This is a genomic window from Dyadobacter sp. CY312 (genome assembly GCF_021390535.1).
GTDB lineage: Bacteria > Bacteroidota > Bacteroidia > Cytophagales > Spirosomataceae > Dyadobacter.
This window is the reverse complement of the sequence record NZ_JAJUXG010000001.1, coordinates 886,981-902,364: the sequence shown is the minus strand read 5'-3', so window position 1 is coordinate 902,364 and position 15,384 is coordinate 886,981. Positions and strand designations below refer to the sequence as shown.

Genomic DNA, 15,384 nt, shown 5'->3' with positions numbered 1-15,384 from the left:
GGATATATTTAGAATAATTTAGCCCTGCAAAATGTCATAATTTTGCAGGGTTTTCGTTTAAATTGCAGCATCAAATATTTTTTAAGTTTTACTTTAAGCCATGACAAAATCAATATCCTGTGGAGGGTTTATATTAGGTTTGTTTTTTGCTCTGCCTGCTTTTTCGCAATACGCAGGTGATGTATTCAGGTATTCAGAAGTCAACCAGAATGGTACCGCCCGATTTCAGGGATTGGGGGGTAATCACGCGGCGATAGGAGGCGATGCAAGTTCTCTTTTTGGTAACCCGGCCGGACTAGGATTTTATAGCCGTTCAGAAATTGCGATCAGCCCCGCAGTTACATCTGTCAACAACAAAACCACTTACATCGGAGACGTAAATTCTTCCGGCAAAGGTAATTTCAATATAGCCCATGCATCTGCTATTTTTACCAGCCAGCCGGGTTTCCAGAGAAAATGGAAACGATCATCATTCGGTATCGCCTATTCCAGGCAGCAGTCTTTCCGGGAGGTTTATAACTATACGGGCTATAATACGAAAAGTGCTTATGTGAACAAAGTGGCAGAAGATGTTAACCGTGGAGGAGGCATTTCTACCGCTCAGCTGGAAGCCGATTTCGATGCAGGTACAGCATCAATGGGTCCCCTTGCTTATTCTCTTCCTTCTGCCTATTACAACATGTACCTGATTAACCCGACAGGAGTTAATGGCCCGCCATACGTACCTCTGGATAATTCGAGCGCTTTGGAACAGGTCGGTTCTTACAGTGCAACCGGTGCTAATACGCAGTGGAGCTTGTCTTATGCCGGCAATTATGACGATAAACTTTATGTTGGAGCAACGATTGGTTTCAGCCGGATCAAGTATGACTATGACAGGCTTTTCACAGATATTTATGTGGATAGCCCTGATATCATCGCGGTAGACCAGCAGGACGGACTTAGTGTGCGAGGAAATGGAGCTAATCTTTCGTTCGGTGTAATTTACAAGTTGAATCCATCTTTGCAGTTAGGAGGTGTTTTGACATCTCCGACATGGAGTTCGATTAAAGAAACATTCTCGCAGGGAGTAGGTGCCGATTTCGTTGATGGTAAAATACCTGCCGGTCCGGAAGGCGCTTTAGTTCCTGCTCCGTATGACTTCATCCCCGTTAAGGCAAATGAATTTGTATATCGTATCAGCAGCCCGTTTAAGGGATCGTTTGGTGCAACCTATTTTGTGAAAGGTAATGGATTTATAACAGGTTCACTTGAATACGTTGGATACGGAGCGATGAGAGCAAATACAAGCTATTTAAGTGACGCGGATAATACTGCATTTAAAGATGAAACGGTACAAGAGATTAAAGACGCATATCGCAACACTGTTAACGTTCGTGTGGGTGGCGAATACCGTGCCGGACTTTTTCGAGGTCGTGTTGGAGCTGCCTATATAGCGGATCCCTACTTGGAACGCGCGGATATTGATCGTAGCAAATTGGTGTTTTCAGCTGGTGTGGGTGTACGTAATGATCGCTTTTTTGCTGACGTTGCGGGAACTTTGACGACGTTTAAATCAGCCTATACACCTTACTTCCTGAATAACCCCGCAGATTATTCTTCTGTAATTATTTCTAACAGAACCGTAAATGTAATGCTTACGGTAGGAACCTTCTTTTGAAGTTAAGGTCGTAAAAAGTAAAACCGGAATCTCGATGGGTTCCGGTTTTACTTTTTATAATAGAGAAGAAATTGCCTCAAGTATTTCTCCAACTTCGGTGACACCTGTAATCGTAATGTCCGCTCTGGAATAATATGGCCGTCGATCTTCTATTCTTTTACTTAGTTCTGATTCAAGAGCTACCACGCCTGATAGTATAGGGCGGTCATCTTTTCCATGATTGGAAATACGTTTTGCGAGTTCATTTGCAGGAACATCAAGAAAAATACTTATTCCCGACTTTTTGATAAAATCCATATTATCAAAAAAGCAGGGTGCTCCACCGCCAGAAGCCACCACCAACCTGTTGTTGGGAATGATCTGCTTTAATATCCTGCTTTCTACCTCCCTGAAATAGGCTTCACCTTTTTGTGAAAACAGAGAGGGGATGTCCATGCCCTGATCATGTTCAATCTGTTTGTCAAGATCAATAAAGCGGTATCCCAATTGCCGGGCAAGTTTTTTTCCAAGAGTCGTTTTCCCGGAAGACATCATACCGACAAGAATAATATTTCTCATTTATGCCTTAAATAAATACACCATTATTACTTAACCAGGTCGACCACTTCGGCAGCCTCAGGCGTATCGTTATAGTGCCATTTCCCTTTCACATTGCCATCTTTCAATAACCAAAGGCCGGGATTGGAACGTGAAATTGTTTTAAGCACGGTGGCGTCAACAAAGTAGAAAGGTATTGTCAATTGATGTTCCGTCATGAATTTCTGGATCTCGCCACTGTCTCCCGATGTAAGTACAATAGGTTCAATGCCTTTATTTTTAACCTGACTGATCAGTTTGCTAATATCTGGCAGAGCAGCTGTGTTGATGTCGGTAAAATTCTTGATGATCAGGAACAGCTTGTTTCCTTTGAAAGTCTCTTCTGTAAAGTCGCCTTCATCATTCCAAACCTTGTAATCTGTAATTTTTGGAAGGGCGTCTTCATTGAGAACAACCATTTCTTTAAATACAAAAGTGGTGTCGGACGGGTATTGCTCATATTTGGAAATCTTGCCATCCTTCTCAAAAATGTATTGGTAACGAAGCGGTTCCGACGGTTTCAGTTGTGAAGGAATATTGGCACCCACGCGATAAGGAAGCAAATCTACAAGCGGGAGATGGCGCAAAGCGTAAACGGCTATACCCAGTGACACCACAGTTGAAAGCACCACGATCATGCCGGTCGGCAGCGGTTTTATTTTTTTTCTGTAATAAACCAGAATAAGAATCAGAACGAGTAAAAATATGTCCTTGCCGAACGAGGTCCACGGAGTGAGTTTGATAGCCGCGCCGAAGCAGCCGCAATCTGTTACCTTATTGAAATAAGCGGAGTAGAACGTCAGGAAGGTGAAGAAAACGATGATCAGCAGCAGAAATATGGAGGTTGTTCTTGGTTTGTAAGCAACCAGCAGTGCAATTCCCAGAACTACCTCGGCAGTACATAAAAAAACAGAAAAGTACAGTGCCAGGGGTACCATGGACATGAAGAAATCATGAAACTGAGGCAGATCTGTTGCAAAAACTTCAAAGTACTCTTCGAGTTTGTATTGCGTTCCAACAGGATCGTTAAGCTTGATAATGCCCGAAAAAATAAAGAGTAGTCCGACTACAACCCGGGAAATCTGAGCAAGAATTTTCATTTCAAATATATTTTAACCAACGCTGTTAAGCGTTGATAGCTTATGGTGTTAAGTAAAGTATTAATAACTGCTTTAACAGTCAAATTGTATTGGGAGTCAATTAATTACTGTCAACTCCTAACTGCAATCTGTATACTTAAAATTAATTGGTATGCAACGCATTTGATTTTATGAGGCAGAAGACGGAGTAATTGATCATATCCTGGTATCCTGCTTTCACACCCTCTGACACAAGTGTAAAACCCTGATTGTCTTCTATTTGTTTGATTCTCAATAATTTCATAAGTATGATGTCTGTCATTGAGCTCACGCGCATTTCGCGCCAGGCTTCACCGTAGTCATGATTTTTATTGAAAAGTAATTGCTTCACTTCGTCAACCTGTGCGTTGTACAACTCTGTAAGGCCTTCATTATCAATTTCAGTCTTGCTGTCATCAAGCGAAATCTGTATCAATGCCATTACGCAATAGTTGATAATACCAATGAATTCCCCGGAGATGTCATCATCTACTTTCTGAATTCCTTTTTCCTGGATCGTGCGAATTCTTTGTGCTTTAATGAAGATTTGATCGGTAATGGAAGGTATTCGCAGAATGCGCCAAGATGTTCCGTAATCTTTATTTTTTTTTGTAAAAAGATCTTGGCAATACTGAAGGATTTCCTGATATTCCGCTTCTGTAGATTTCAAGGTATTTAAAATGTTAAAGCCTGGTAGTTTATCAATAATATATTTCAATTAAGAATGGATGCTCACAAGACTTGTATTGTAGAAAAAGTCATTGGTCCATTCCCTTATTTATATGGCGCAAGTTAGTAAAAAAACGATTAACCTGAGGGGAAGGCTTGTTGACCTGTCGGTTCCGTTGGTGATGGGGATTGTAAATTCAACTCCTGATTCTTTTTATAAAGGCAGCAGGATTAATTCTTCCGATGCCGTGGTTGATCGGGTTGGTGTGATGCTGAATGAAGGTGCATCGTTGGTTGACATTGGTGGTTATTCAACTCGTCCGGGTGCGCTTGAAGTTTCGTTAGAGGAAGAAACGGATCGGGTGTTGTCAGTTGTTGTACCACTTGCAAAGTATTTTCCGGAACTTATCATTTCTATTGATACATTTCGTTCTGATGTAGCGCGTGCTGCAATTCAACACGGAGCGCATATTGTAAATGACGTATCCGGAGGCGCATTGGATGAACAAATGTTTGACACCGTTGCTGAGCTTGGTGTCCCGTATATATTGATGCACATGAGGGGCACACCCGAGACTATGTCTCAACTTACAGATTATGACAATCTGGTCGTGGATATAATCAGGGAGTTGAAAGGTAAAATTAACACCCTTAGACAAAATGGAGTGGTGGATGTTCTGGTGGATCCGGGTTTCGGTTTTGCCAAGAATATCTCACAGAACTTTGAGATTCTAAAAAATCTGTCAGAGTTCGCATTATTGGGTTGTCCTGTTCTTGCGGGGCTGTCGCGAAAAGGGACAATTTACAAAACACTTGGTATTGAAGCAGAAGAGGCACTCAACGGAACAACAGTACTTAACACCCTGGCTTTGGAACAAGGCGCGTCTATTTTACGGGTGCATGATGTGAAACCTGCTGTGGAGGCGGTAAAACTATGGATGGCTACTCAACGTATAAATTAAAATAGTAATTTAGTCGCGAAATAATATTGATTTTCTTATGAATGTGGGTTTTTTAAATGTGAACTGGGCAGACATTCTGGATGTTTTTTTGGTCTCGGTTCTTCTTTATCAGGTGTATACGTTGGTTCGAGGGAGTATAGCAAGCCGTGTTTTTTTGGGTTATCTTTTTGTTTATGTATTTTATTTGGTAGTAAAAGGATTGGGTCTGGGTTTGCTCACGGCCATTCTTCAGTATTTTATGGGCGTTGGAGCAGTGGCGTTAATTGTCATCTTTCAACAGGAAATACGCAGGTTTCTGTTAATTATCGGAAAATCTACAATTCACACGAATAATGGATTTCTCAAGAAAATTTTGAGAAACTCTATCCTGGATGTAAAAGCAAAAAACCTGAAAGAAATCGTTGACGCAAGTAAAACCATAGCTGCTAACTTCACAGGAGCGCTGATCGTGGTTAATAAACGTGACGATCTGAGCAAGTTTATAGAAACCGGCGAGTTATTGGACGCGAAAATGTCAAAGCCGTTATTGGTGTCGCTGTTTAATCAGTACAGCGAATTGCACGACGGCGCGATTGTGATTGTAGATGGACGTATAAAGGCAGCGAGATGCGTTTTACCGGTTGCAGATGGTGTGGACGTGCCATCTTCACTTGGGTTTCGCCACAGGGCTGCCATGGGAATGAGCGAAGCTACGGATGCCGTCGTGATTGTGATCTCAGAACAAACCGGGCGGATCTCTGTGGCTGTGGAGGGGGAGTTGCATGGCAATATTCCTATCAATGAATTGCAGGGGCGTCTTGAAGAATACCTCGCGTCGGATGTGCAACGTATGCCAAAATAAAGTATTACATGTTTCTTAAATATATTTTCAGCATTATTTGGCATTTCAAGAAGGTTTTTTTATTTTTGCAAACCGTTTGAGAAAGAAAAAATATCATTAATTATAAAATGGCAAATCATAAATCAGCATTAAAAAGAATTCGCGCTAACGAAACGAAGCGTTTGCGTAATCGTTACCAACACAAGACTACCCGTTCATACATCAAAAAATTGCGTGAAACGACTGATAAGGCTGTTGCTGTAGAAGTTTACAAAACTGTTGCTTCTATGTTGGATCGTTTGGCAAAGAAAAATATTATTCATAAGAAAAAAGCTTCTAACCAAAAGTCGAAATTGGCCAGATTGGTTAATACACTTGCAGTAGCAGCGTAATTTTTCTTTACGAAGAATTGGTAACCCCGGTAAAATTTACCGGGGTTTTCTTGTTTACCAGCAGTCGTCGAAGTGTTATTTTGAAAAAATCTAACCGCTTAAAATTTGCGCTTTACGGTAGTTTCGCCTTAAATTGCATTTTTGCGAAGGCTTCTGAGAGATAATTTTGTGATCTTGTCAGGAGTTTTAGTAGATAGTAACTCGTATTAAACAACGATTATTTTTAACTAAACTTCTTAATTTATGAAAAAAGTCGCAATGTTTGCCGGTTTGGTTGCCATGGGATCTTTACCAGCTTTGGCTCAATCAACAGTCAATTTTAATGCAAAGGGCCTGGTTGTGATATCGGATGCGGACATGTCGGCCTCGGCATATGTTGATGGTAAACTGCTAAGGGATAATGCTGCAAAAGACCAGTTGACAACAATTAAATTTCCACTATTGAGAGGAACGACAGGAGTTGGATCCACACTTATTTCAAATTCTGCTTTGGGTTATGGAAAGTCAATTGCCGTTCCTACGGTAGGCGGTTTGGCTTATGTGTTGGAAAGTAGATTACGACCAGAAGATGGTGTAGCAGAATTTAAGGACCTTAATGGAGAATTCCCTGCCGGTGAAAAATTATATGTCGTTGACATTATCAATATGGCAGGGCCAAAGGCAAAGTTTGGTTTTCCTGTTGGGAAAAAACCTACTTCAATTGATATCAATAAGAATGAGCTGATTATATCAACCACTGAGAAAGGAAAAGAGCTGGTGTTTATAGAAGCAGCAGCAGATGGAAAGCCTGCACGCTTTTTGAACCTGCCTGCGGGAATCGATTCCACCAGCAAAATCAATGACCTTTCGTGGCATCCTTCCGGAGATTTCATTGCATTTACTTTGGATAATGCCAATGAAGTTGGTCTTTATAAGGTAATTAGAGAAGCAGGGAAATTGAAAAACGTTGAGATAGTCGGCAAGCCGGTTAAAGTTGGTGTTGACCCATCGTTCGGAAGATTCTCCGCAGACGGGAAACATTATTTTGTTCTGGATGCAAAAGGCGAGAAGGGCAAAGCATCGGGTGAGGGAGAGGTGTTCGTTGTGGATTTTTCAATGGATGGCTCAATAGAGCACAAAGTGGCCAGTCAGGTCGCAACCGGCGCAAATCCTGGTTCATTTGCAGTGAGTCCTGACGGAACACTGCTTGTAACTGTTAATTCAGGTAAAAGTACTTCTCCATGGACAGAAGCAGGAGCTGGTACCGGAAGTTCGCTCACGTTATTTAAAGTTGCAGCCGACGGTGCTCTTACAAAAGTAGCCAACTATCCATTTGAAGGTATAGCACCGCAAAGTGTGGTTTTTGATAAAGACGGATCCAATATTGCAGTCTCGGTAATGGAGTATCTGGAATATGGAAATGGAAACGGAGGCGTGGAATTCTGGACTGTAACAAAAGGGGAAACCCCGGCTTTGGCCAAACAGCCGGTTAAAGTGAGTGTGGCGAAAGGCGCACACAACCTGCGTGTAATTCCCTGATCCGGGTTAAGAAAGGTGATATTATGTATCCGCGGGCTGGTTCAATGAACCGGTCCGTTTTGTTTTTAAAATACCCATTATAATCAGATATTGAGCGGCAGCATATGTGCTCATTACCCATATTGTATTGAAGGGCACTGAAATTAGAAATCTGTCGATGGCTATAAGAGAATCGGAAAGCATAAAAAACAGGGCTCCGGCGAATACCATTTTGAAGGATGTGCGGGAAACGAAAGATTTTCTGAGCCATGCCATCCATGCCATCGACGCGATGCTCAATGCATAAATGGCAACGGCGGTGCGCATCACCGGATCTGGTAAGTATGGAAATAGAATGACATACAATCCCAAAGCAAAAACCAGAAACAGAAGTGCCGACTTAATATTTGTTCTGACGTAGATAGAAGAACTGATGTCGCTTCTAAATAAAACGATGTAAAGGAGTTGCATCATTAAAAAGCTGCCCAGACCTGGTATGAAAAGATCAACGCCCTGTATCATTAAAAGTATGTCTCCCAAAAGGGCGAATACCAGTGCGGCTAAAAATAGAACCGGTTTTTTTGTACTGGAAATTCTCTGCCTTTTCAGAACAAAGACCAGCAGAGACAAAATGATGAGTGGCTTAAAAATATAAACAAGCCAAACGAGTCCCGCCAAATCCGCGGAGATTTCTGTGACTGCAATGAGTATGTATAAAATTGTGAAAAGATGCTTGCTTTTCATTGGGTTTGAAAGGTTATGGCGGAATAAGATATGCGAAATCCCTATGAATTTCGTATTTTTGCGGCTTCATTCATAAAAAAAATAATTTTAAGATGATTACGGTTCAGAACGTATCGCTCAGATACGGTAAAAGGGTTTTGTTCGATGAAGTGAATATAAAATTTGTCCCGGGCAATTGTTATGGAGTGATTGGTGCGAATGGTGCGGGTAAATCTACATTTTTGAAAATTCTTTCAGGAGAAATTGAGCCACAGACTGGTCTGGTAAGTATGAATCCAGGCGAAAGGATGACCTTTCTGAAACAGGATCAGTTTGAGTTTGATGCCTACACGGTAATGGACACAGTGATTTTGGGGCACGAGCGCCTGTACAAGATCATGAAGGAACGCGAAGCCATATATGAAAAAGAAGATTTTACAGATGAAGACGGCGAGAAGGCGGCAAACCTGGAAGCCGAGTTTGCAGATTTAAACGGTTGGGAAGCGGAAACAGAAGCAGCTCAATTATTAAGCGGACTTGGACTTGGGGACGAACTGCATTCTGCTCTGATGAGTGACCTTAATGGAAGTGATAAAGTACGTGTACTTTTGGCTCAGGCGCTATTCGGTAACCCGGATGTACTGTTACTTGATGAACCTACCAATAACCTTGACGTGGAAACGGTGCTTTGGCTGGAGAACTTCCTTGCTGATTTCAAGAATACGGTCATTGTTGTTTCTCACGACAGGCATTTCCTTGATGAAGTTTGTACGCATGTTGTTGATATTGATTTCAGCAAAGTTCAAATGTTTTCAGGTAACTATTCATTCTGGTATGAATCGAGTCAGCTTGCTTTGAAACAACGGCAGGATGCGAACAGAAAATCGGAGGATAAGCGTAAAGAACTGGAAGACTTCATTCGCAGGTTCAGTGCCAATGCTTCCAAATCCAAGCAGGCTACATCGCGTGCTAAACTTCTGGAAAAACTTACAATTGATGACATCAAGCCTTCGTCAAGAAAGTATCCATACATTGCTTTTAAATCGGAACGTGAAGTTGGAGATCAGTTATTGCGGGTAGAAGGTCTTTCCAAAACTGCGGAAGACGGGACAGTTCTCTTCAAAGATCTGAGCTTCAATGTAAATAAAGGTGATAAAATCGCTTTCGTCAGTCGAAATGTAAATGCAATCAGTGGCTTTTTTGATGTGATCAATGAAATCGAAAAAGCGGATAAAGGTACTTATACCTGGGGCGTAACCATTACCAAATCCTATTTTCCAAAAGATCCGACCGCATTTTTTGATGTGGACTTAAATCTGGTAGACTGGCTTCGTCAGTATTCTGAAGAAAAGGACGAAAGTTTTATCCGCGGTTTCCTTGGCAGAATGCTTTTCTCAGGTGAAGAAGCTTTGAAAAAGGCAAAAGTGTTATCAGGAGGAGAGAAGGTTCGTTGTATGTTGTCAAGAACAATGCTTTCAAGTGCGAATGCATTGGTACTCGATGACCCGACTAACCATTTGGATCTTGAATCAATTACAGCTTTGAACAATGGGCTGATTGATTTCTCAGGTTGTCTTTTGTTCTATTCTCATGATCACCAGTTCGTTCATACCATTGCCAACCGTATCATCGAGATCGGACCAAAAGGTATTTTGGATAAATTGATGAGCTATGACGACTTCCTTAAAGATGAAACTGTGAAAGCGCAACGTCAGAAATTGTACTAACAGCCTTATTTTTAGATATTAAAGTAAAAAAGCTATCGATTTTCGATAGCTTTTTTACTTTAATGAAATTTGAACTACACAATATACTTTTCGTATTGCTTAATTACATCTGCCGGCGGGCCTTCCCACACATTGGGCGTGTTGCCTACATAACCAATATCGTCAATTCCGATTCTGGTGGTGTAAAAGCCGGAAGCTGTCAGATTGCGCATCAACGTGAAAAATGCCACGCCCTGGCTGTAAATAGGCTTGGCCTGCTGAGGATAGGCAATATCATCTACAATCTGTATTTGCTGATCCTTTGTACAAAGGGTAAATATCTTCTTAAACCGTTTGTTTGATTCATTGTCAAGCCATTTCAGACCTCCTCGAAGCGGTGTCTGGTTTTGCGGCATATCCTTTGCAATGAATTCGATAAAAGCTGGTACTCCAGCCTGCGATGCGCTTCCCGACTTTGCGTCCGCCGGAATAATAATATCACAAAGTACTTTAATCGTAGCAAGTTCCGCTACGGTAAAAAACTTCTCCTTCATCAATTTGGCATCGTGAATAGCTTCTTCTTTCTGGCGTCCACCGGGGATTTTGATGGGGGTTTCCGGTGGAATTTGTGTATCTAGTTCGCGTTGCTCGGCCATTGCTACCTGCGGATTGAGAGCTGCAATTCCTAACGAGCTAAGCGTAAGTGCTTTTAATGAATCTCTGCGTTTCATGATTTTGTATTGAGATAACGTTCAGATGATTAAATATTTTTCTTTTTTGTCTGGTCGATAATATAGTCAGATGCTCTCCATGCCAATGCAAGAATTGTCCACGTAGGATTCTTGTCTGCTTGTGACACAAATGAACCACCATCAACCACAAATACATTCTTCGCATCATGCGCTTGAGAGTATTTGTTAAGCGCAGACGTTTTCGGATCATCGCCCATTCTCACAGTTCCCACTTCATGAATGATACGTCCCGGAGCTGCTATACCGTAATTTGTATCGGCACCTGGTTTCACACCACTTGCCACACCGCCTAACGAATGTATAATTTCTTCAAAAGTATCGTGCATGTGTTTGGCCTGTTTGATCTCATAATCAGTCCATTTGTAGTGGAACCTCAAAACAGGAATACCATATTTATCAACAACAGTTGGATCAATCTCCGCATAGTTGTCATAACTTGGAACCGCCTCTCCGCGACCAGCCATTCCTATATATGCACCGTAGAATCTGCGGTAATCTTCTTTTAGCGAAGCTCCGTAGCCACCTGCTTGTTTGGTAACACCTGCTGCTGTTGGGTATTTTCCATTCATACCTTCAATGCCAGAGCCGAATCCATAACTCGGCATACCCATACCGCCACCGTATTCGATGTGGTAACCTCTTGGGAAATCAAGCTTTTTGTTGTCCAGCCACCAGGGCGTGTACACATGCATACCACCTACACCATCCTCGTTGTAACGCTTTCTATCCATCAAATGCGGAATGAATGCTCCTCTTGATGCACCTGTTGAGTCATGAAGGTAACGCCCAACCACACCGCTGGAATTTGCGAGTCCGTTCGGATGTCTTTCTGATTTTGAGTTTAAAAGTAAACGTGCAGATTCTCCTGCACTTGCTGCAAGCACAACTACTTTTGCCTTTATTGTATGTTCAGTAAGCTTTTCACGATCTACATAAGATACGCCTGTTGCTAATCCTGTAACAGGATCGGTCAGCACTTCGCGTGCCATTGCGTTATTGATCAGGGTTACGTTTCCTGTTTTTACAGCAGGAATAACCAATACCGAGGATGACGAGAAATCCGCATACGCCTGACATGCACGGCTACACTGGCTGCAATAGAAACATACCCCGCGTTGATCATTAATCGGTTTGGTTAGAATGGATAACCGGGAAGGTATAACAGGAATGTTTGATTTCTTACCGGCTTTCTGAAGAAACATTTCATGAAGACGCGGCTTTGGTGGTGGAAGGAAAATGCCGTCCGGTTCATTGTCAATATTTTCTACGGTTCCAAATACACCAATCAGCTTATCGACCTGATCATAATATGGCTTGACGTCATCGTATCCAATCGGCCAGTCGTCACCCAGACCGTCAACACTTTTTCTTTTGAAATCTTTTGGCCCAAACCGCAGCGAAATTCTTCCCCAGTGATTCGTACGGCCACCAAGCATACGCGATCGGAACCAGTCGAACTGTGTTCCATTTTTGTGCGTGTAAGGCTCGCCATCAAGTTCCCAGCCTCCCCATGCAGCATCAAAATCTCCAAAAGGACGGTGATTTCCCGCACCTCGTCTCGGCGACTCCCAAGGCCATTTTAATTGGGTAATGTATTTAGGATCAGCAGGATCAAAGTAGCCTCCTGCTTCCAGTAAAGCTACCTTTGCACCAGCCTTTGCAAGCTGATACGCCGCCATGCCACCGCCAGCTCCGGAGCCTATAATACAGACATCGAAAACAGCAGGTTGTTCTTTGATTTGAAACATAATTAAGGGTTCGTTAGAATACTATTAATTCATTAAATATAAACAGAGTTGAAATATCAGATGCTCGATTTGAAATATTTGTAAGCTATTTAAAAACAATCTAAATGAAGCTGCTTTAACTAATACTCCTTAATCGCTAAAACGGTTTAGTTTGGTTAGAAAAATTTAGCAAATTATTGCTGCTGTTCTTGCCACAGATAGCCTGAATGGCCTTTTTTCTTACCTTTGTTTTTTCAACAACAATTTATTTTGGCTACAACAGGTAATGATATCGCGGCTGCAAAGCAGTTTCTTGTAAAAGGAGATTTGGTTGCAATTCCTACCGAAACTGTATACGGACTTGCCGGAAACGCTTTAAGTGAAAAATCGGTGTTGTCTATTTTTGAGACTAAGAATCGTCCTTCATTTGACCCGCTGATCGTTCATACAGATTCTGCTGAAAAATTATCGGATTTCGTGTTTGATTTTGAAGGTCCTGCCAAAGAACTAGCAGCTGCTTTCTGGCCCGGACCGTTAACCCTGCTGCTGCCAAAACGTGACGTCATTCCTGATCTGGTAACTTCCGGACTTGATCATGTGGCTGTAAGAATACCGGATCATGCTCTTACACTTGAATTATTATGTCAATTGGAATTTCCGCTGGCTGCGCCGAGTGCGAATCCATTTGGGTATATAAGCCCCACGAAGGCGTCTCACGTAGAAGCACAACTAGGTGAGAAAATCCCCTACATTCTGGATGGCGGAGAATGTAAGGTAGGCATAGAATCCACCATCGTCGGATTCGTTGATGGCGTTCCGACTATTTACAGACTTGGCGGACTTTCTGTTGAAGATATAGAGAATGTAGTCGGTAAGGTAAATGTACTACCTCACTCTTCTTCCAACCCGCAGGCTCCGGGAATGTTAAAAAGCCATTATGCTCCCAGAAAGCCGTTTTTTCTGAAATCGAGAGAAGAGCTGGAAAACGCAGGGGATGATATCGCCGTAATGGTTTTTCAGAAACCCTTAAATAAATTCAGGCACCATCAGAAAGTTTTGTCTGCTGCCGGAGATGTGAAAGAAGCTGCTCATAATTTATTCACCTTTTTACGGGAACTGGATTTGCTGCCTGTGAGCGAAATATGGACCGAATATGTCCCTGCAAAGGGATTGGGACTAGCTATTAATGACAGACTTCGTCGTGCTGCGGCTTTGTAAGGAGTATGTTTGTAGTAACACGGGTAATAAAGGGTCATTTGAAAAAATGTGGATGGAAGTTCATCAAAAAAACTTCATCTGTTGCCCTGGTGATGGCAGTGTAGAGCCAACGAATAAATTCAGTATTAACCTGTTCTTCCGGCAAATATCCCTGATCAATAAATACAGCACTCCATTGGCCGCCCTGAGACTTGTGCGTTGTAAGTGCATAGGCAAACTTAACCTGTAACGCGTTCAGAAATGGGTCCTTTCGCATGGCTTCCATACGTTCCTTCTTGGATTTAATATCCACATAATCTTCCTGCACAGCATCATAAAGCTTCCGATTATCCTCGTTGGATAGGGAAGGAGAAGCAGAATGAAGGGTATCGAGAATAATCTTGGCGTCAAATTCCGGCTGTTTTTCGTAGTCCGTAAGTCGAAGTATAACGTCGGCAAAGCGAAAGCCATGCATCTCCTGCGTTCTCCGTATTTTTAGTAATTCAACAAAATCACCATTTGCGATAAATCCGGCGGGGGAGTCTTCATCCAATACACTGTAATTATTGCGGACAACCATAAGTCTGTCTCCGGCATCAAGTTCTTCCTCCGAAAAATTGATCATCCGTCGAATGTACTCGTTGTACTGCACAGCTGACTTATTCGATCTGGTGAGGATAATGGTGTTTTCTTCACCAAATTTGTCATAAGCATATCGTAAACCTTCTTCCAGCCTTTCACCCGTCATTTTGAAGACATCACGAAAAGATTTTGTCGTGATTTTAATGGCAGGTTCTTTTTCTGTGAGAAGACTTCTCAGCTCGGTTGCATTATAAAGGATTCCGGATTGCTCGTCTTGACGCATTACCTCTCTGAGCTCTTCCAGAAAAACGGACATGTCATATCGTTTTTCCAGATAATCCCGATCCAATGCAGGGCTAAGTTCCTGACCTACGGGCGGTAACTGAGCCACATCTCCAACAAGCATGAGTTTGTTTCCCGGGTTTTCAAATACATAATCAATCAGGTCGGAGAGTAAGCTTCTGTTACCAAACTCAGCCTCATCGGTAATCATTGATGCCTCATCTACAATAAACAGCGTGTTATCATGATAATTTTTCTGCCTTTGAAAGGACAATGAACCAGAGTGTGAATCCGAAGTCTGCTTGTATATTTTCTTATGGATCGTTAACGCCACTTTATCCGAATACCCCGACATCACCTTTGCAGCACGACCGGTAGGAGCAAGTAGTACGGATTTGTAGCCATAATTTTTGAGAACCTTAATCAACGTGCTGATGATCGTTGTTTTTCCCGTTCCCGCGTAACCTTTTAGCAGAAAGCAATCCCTATACCGTTCCAGCCCTTTTTTCTCAATAAGGAAATTGTCGGTTTGTTTAAAAAATCTGAGCTGGCCTTCCGTAGGTCGGAAGGGGAACTGCTTGGCAAGAAGCTGCGAAGGAAGAGCCCTGTTTGTTTCCATGATAGCGAATCTAAGGCAAGGAAAACTTAAATCAAAGTTTGTCTATGGTTACAAAAATATACAGGGATTTAATTGGACTTTAATGTTGCAAATGTCTATATT

General features: G+C 42.1%; 14 protein-coding genes. 7 read left to right on the top strand and 7 right to left on the bottom strand.

Annotation, left to right across the window (positions count from 1 at the left end; translation table 11 throughout):
* Positions 1 to 100 precede the first annotated feature (100 nt).
* Positions 101 to 1,660 carry a hypothetical protein gene (locus tag LZG71_RS04035; protein WP_233817241.1) on the top strand — a complete coding sequence of 520 codons (1,560 nt, stop codon included), beginning with the start codon at positions 101 to 103 and terminating at the stop codon, positions 1,658 to 1,660.
* Between the two features lie 54 nt (positions 1,661 to 1,714).
* Here the strand turns inward: LZG71_RS04035 and LZG71_RS04030 are convergent, their stop codons facing one another.
* From LZG71_RS04030 to LZG71_RS04020, 3 genes are all read right to left on the bottom strand, one after another.
* The gene (locus LZG71_RS04030) at positions 1,715 to 2,218 is read right to left on the bottom strand and encodes a shikimate kinase (RefSeq protein ID WP_233817238.1); all 504 of its coding nucleotides are present in this window, start codon (positions 2,216 to 2,218) and stop codon (positions 1,715 to 1,717) included.
* 26 nt (positions 2,219 to 2,244) lie between these two features.
* Positions 2,245 to 3,336, bottom strand: a complete 1,092-nt coding sequence (locus LZG71_RS04025; protein ID WP_233817236.1) for a BT_3928 family protein — start codon at positions 3,334 to 3,336, stop codon at positions 2,245 to 2,247.
* Between the two features lie 142 nt (positions 3,337 to 3,478).
* Entirely contained in the window at positions 3,479 to 4,024 is a 546-nt protein-coding gene (locus LZG71_RS04020) for a DUF1599 domain-containing protein (RefSeq protein ID WP_233817234.1), read from the bottom strand.
* A 112-nt stretch (positions 4,025 to 4,136) separates the two neighbouring features.
* Here LZG71_RS04020 and folP point away from each other — a divergent pair, with 112 nt between their 5' ends.
* The 4 genes from folP to LZG71_RS04000 all read left to right on the top strand — a co-directional run bounded on the left by folP (position 4,137) and on the right by LZG71_RS04000 (position 7,715).
* Complete coding sequence (gene folP, locus LZG71_RS04015) at positions 4,137 to 4,985, top strand: dihydropteroate synthase (RefSeq protein ID WP_233817232.1); 849 nt, start codon at positions 4,137 to 4,139, stop codon at positions 4,983 to 4,985.
* Positions 4,986 to 5,022: 37 nt separating this feature from the next.
* The gene (gene cdaA / locus LZG71_RS04010) at positions 5,023 to 5,826 is read left to right on the top strand and encodes a diadenylate cyclase CdaA (RefSeq protein WP_233817230.1); all 804 of its coding nucleotides are present in this window, start codon (positions 5,023 to 5,025) and stop codon (positions 5,824 to 5,826) included.
* Between the two features lie 107 nt (positions 5,827 to 5,933).
* Entirely contained in the window at positions 5,934 to 6,197 is a 264-nt protein-coding gene (gene rpsT / locus LZG71_RS04005) for a 30S ribosomal protein S20 (RefSeq protein ID WP_233817228.1), read from the top strand.
* Positions 6,198 to 6,440: 243 nt separating this feature from the next.
* Positions 6,441 to 7,715 carry a lactonase family protein gene (locus tag LZG71_RS04000; protein WP_233817226.1) on the top strand — a complete coding sequence of 425 codons (1,275 nt, stop codon included), beginning with the start codon at positions 6,441 to 6,443 and terminating at the stop codon, positions 7,713 to 7,715.
* 21 nt (positions 7,716 to 7,736) lie between these two features.
* Here the strand turns inward: LZG71_RS04000 and LZG71_RS03995 are convergent, their stop codons facing one another.
* Entirely contained in the window at positions 7,737 to 8,438 is a 702-nt protein-coding gene (locus tag LZG71_RS03995) for a lysoplasmalogenase (protein WP_233817224.1), read from the bottom strand.
* 92 nt (positions 8,439 to 8,530) lie between these two features.
* Between LZG71_RS03995 and LZG71_RS03990 the strand changes: the two genes are divergently transcribed.
* Positions 8,531 to 10,144, top strand: a complete 1,614-nt coding sequence (locus LZG71_RS03990; RefSeq protein WP_233817222.1) for an ABC-F family ATP-binding cassette domain-containing protein — start codon at positions 8,531 to 8,533, stop codon at positions 10,142 to 10,144.
* Positions 10,145 to 10,218: 74 nt separating this feature from the next.
* On the opposite strand, the gene LZG71_RS03985 is transcribed toward LZG71_RS03990, so the two are convergent.
* Positions 10,219 to 10,854 (bottom strand): gluconate 2-dehydrogenase subunit 3 family protein, encoded by a 636-nt coding sequence (locus tag LZG71_RS03985; RefSeq protein ID WP_233817220.1) that lies wholly within the window; start codon positions 10,852 to 10,854, stop codon positions 10,219 to 10,221.
* Between the two features lie 29 nt (positions 10,855 to 10,883).
* Positions 10,884 to 12,623: a GMC family oxidoreductase gene (locus LZG71_RS03980; RefSeq protein WP_233817218.1), complete on the bottom strand. Its 1,740-nt coding sequence runs from the start codon at positions 12,621 to 12,623 to the stop codon at positions 10,884 to 10,886.
* A gap of 249 nt (positions 12,624 to 12,872) precedes the next feature.
* Here LZG71_RS03980 and LZG71_RS03975 point away from each other — a divergent pair, with 249 nt between their 5' ends.
* Positions 12,873 to 13,820 (top strand): L-threonylcarbamoyladenylate synthase, encoded by a 948-nt coding sequence (locus LZG71_RS03975; protein ID WP_233817216.1) that lies wholly within the window; start codon positions 12,873 to 12,875, stop codon positions 13,818 to 13,820.
* Positions 13,821 to 13,854: 34 nt separating this feature from the next.
* Here the strand turns inward: LZG71_RS03975 and LZG71_RS03970 are convergent, their stop codons facing one another.
* Positions 13,855 to 15,282, bottom strand: coding sequence for an ATP-dependent RecD-like DNA helicase (locus tag LZG71_RS03970; RefSeq protein ID WP_233817214.1), 1,428 nt, complete (start codon positions 15,280 to 15,282; stop codon positions 13,855 to 13,857).
* Positions 15,283 to 15,384: the final 102 nt, after the last annotated feature.

What these genes read in the sequence shown, in the direction of transcription:
- LZG71_RS03995 (WP_233817224.1), bottom strand. Translation starts at nt 8,438, where the DNA reads ATGAAAAGCAAGCATCTTTTCACAATTTTATACATACTCATTGCAGTC.
- LZG71_RS03970 (WP_233817214.1), bottom strand. Translation starts at nt 15,282, where the DNA reads ATGGAAACAAACAGGGCTCTTCCTTCGCAGCTTCTTGCCAAGCAGTTC.
- LZG71_RS04035 (WP_233817241.1), top strand. Translation starts at nt 101, where the DNA reads ATGACAAAATCAATATCCTGTGGAGGGTTTATATTAGGTTTGTTTTTT.
- LZG71_RS04030 (WP_233817238.1), bottom strand. Translation starts at nt 2,218, where the DNA reads ATGAGAAATATTATTCTTGTCGGTATGATGTCTTCCGGGAAAACGACT.
- LZG71_RS03990 (WP_233817222.1), top strand. Translation starts at nt 8,531, where the DNA reads ATGATTACGGTTCAGAACGTATCGCTCAGATACGGTAAAAGGGTTTTG.
- LZG71_RS03980 (WP_233817218.1), bottom strand. Translation starts at nt 12,623, where the DNA reads ATGTTTCAAATCAAAGAACAACCTGCTGTTTTCGATGTCTGTATTATA.
- rpsT (WP_233817228.1), top strand. Translation starts at nt 5,934, where the DNA reads ATGGCAAATCATAAATCAGCATTAAAAAGAATTCGCGCTAACGAAACG.
- folP (WP_233817232.1), top strand. Translation starts at nt 4,137, where the DNA reads ATGGCGCAAGTTAGTAAAAAAACGATTAACCTGAGGGGAAGGCTTGTT.
- LZG71_RS04000 (WP_233817226.1), top strand. Translation starts at nt 6,441, where the DNA reads ATGAAAAAAGTCGCAATGTTTGCCGGTTTGGTTGCCATGGGATCTTTA.
- LZG71_RS04025 (WP_233817236.1), bottom strand. Translation starts at nt 3,336, where the DNA reads ATGAAAATTCTTGCTCAGATTTCCCGGGTTGTAGTCGGACTACTCTTT.
- LZG71_RS03985 (WP_233817220.1), bottom strand. Translation starts at nt 10,854, where the DNA reads ATGAAACGCAGAGATTCATTAAAAGCACTTACGCTTAGCTCGTTAGGA.
- cdaA (WP_233817230.1), top strand. Translation starts at nt 5,023, where the DNA reads ATGAATGTGGGTTTTTTAAATGTGAACTGGGCAGACATTCTGGATGTT.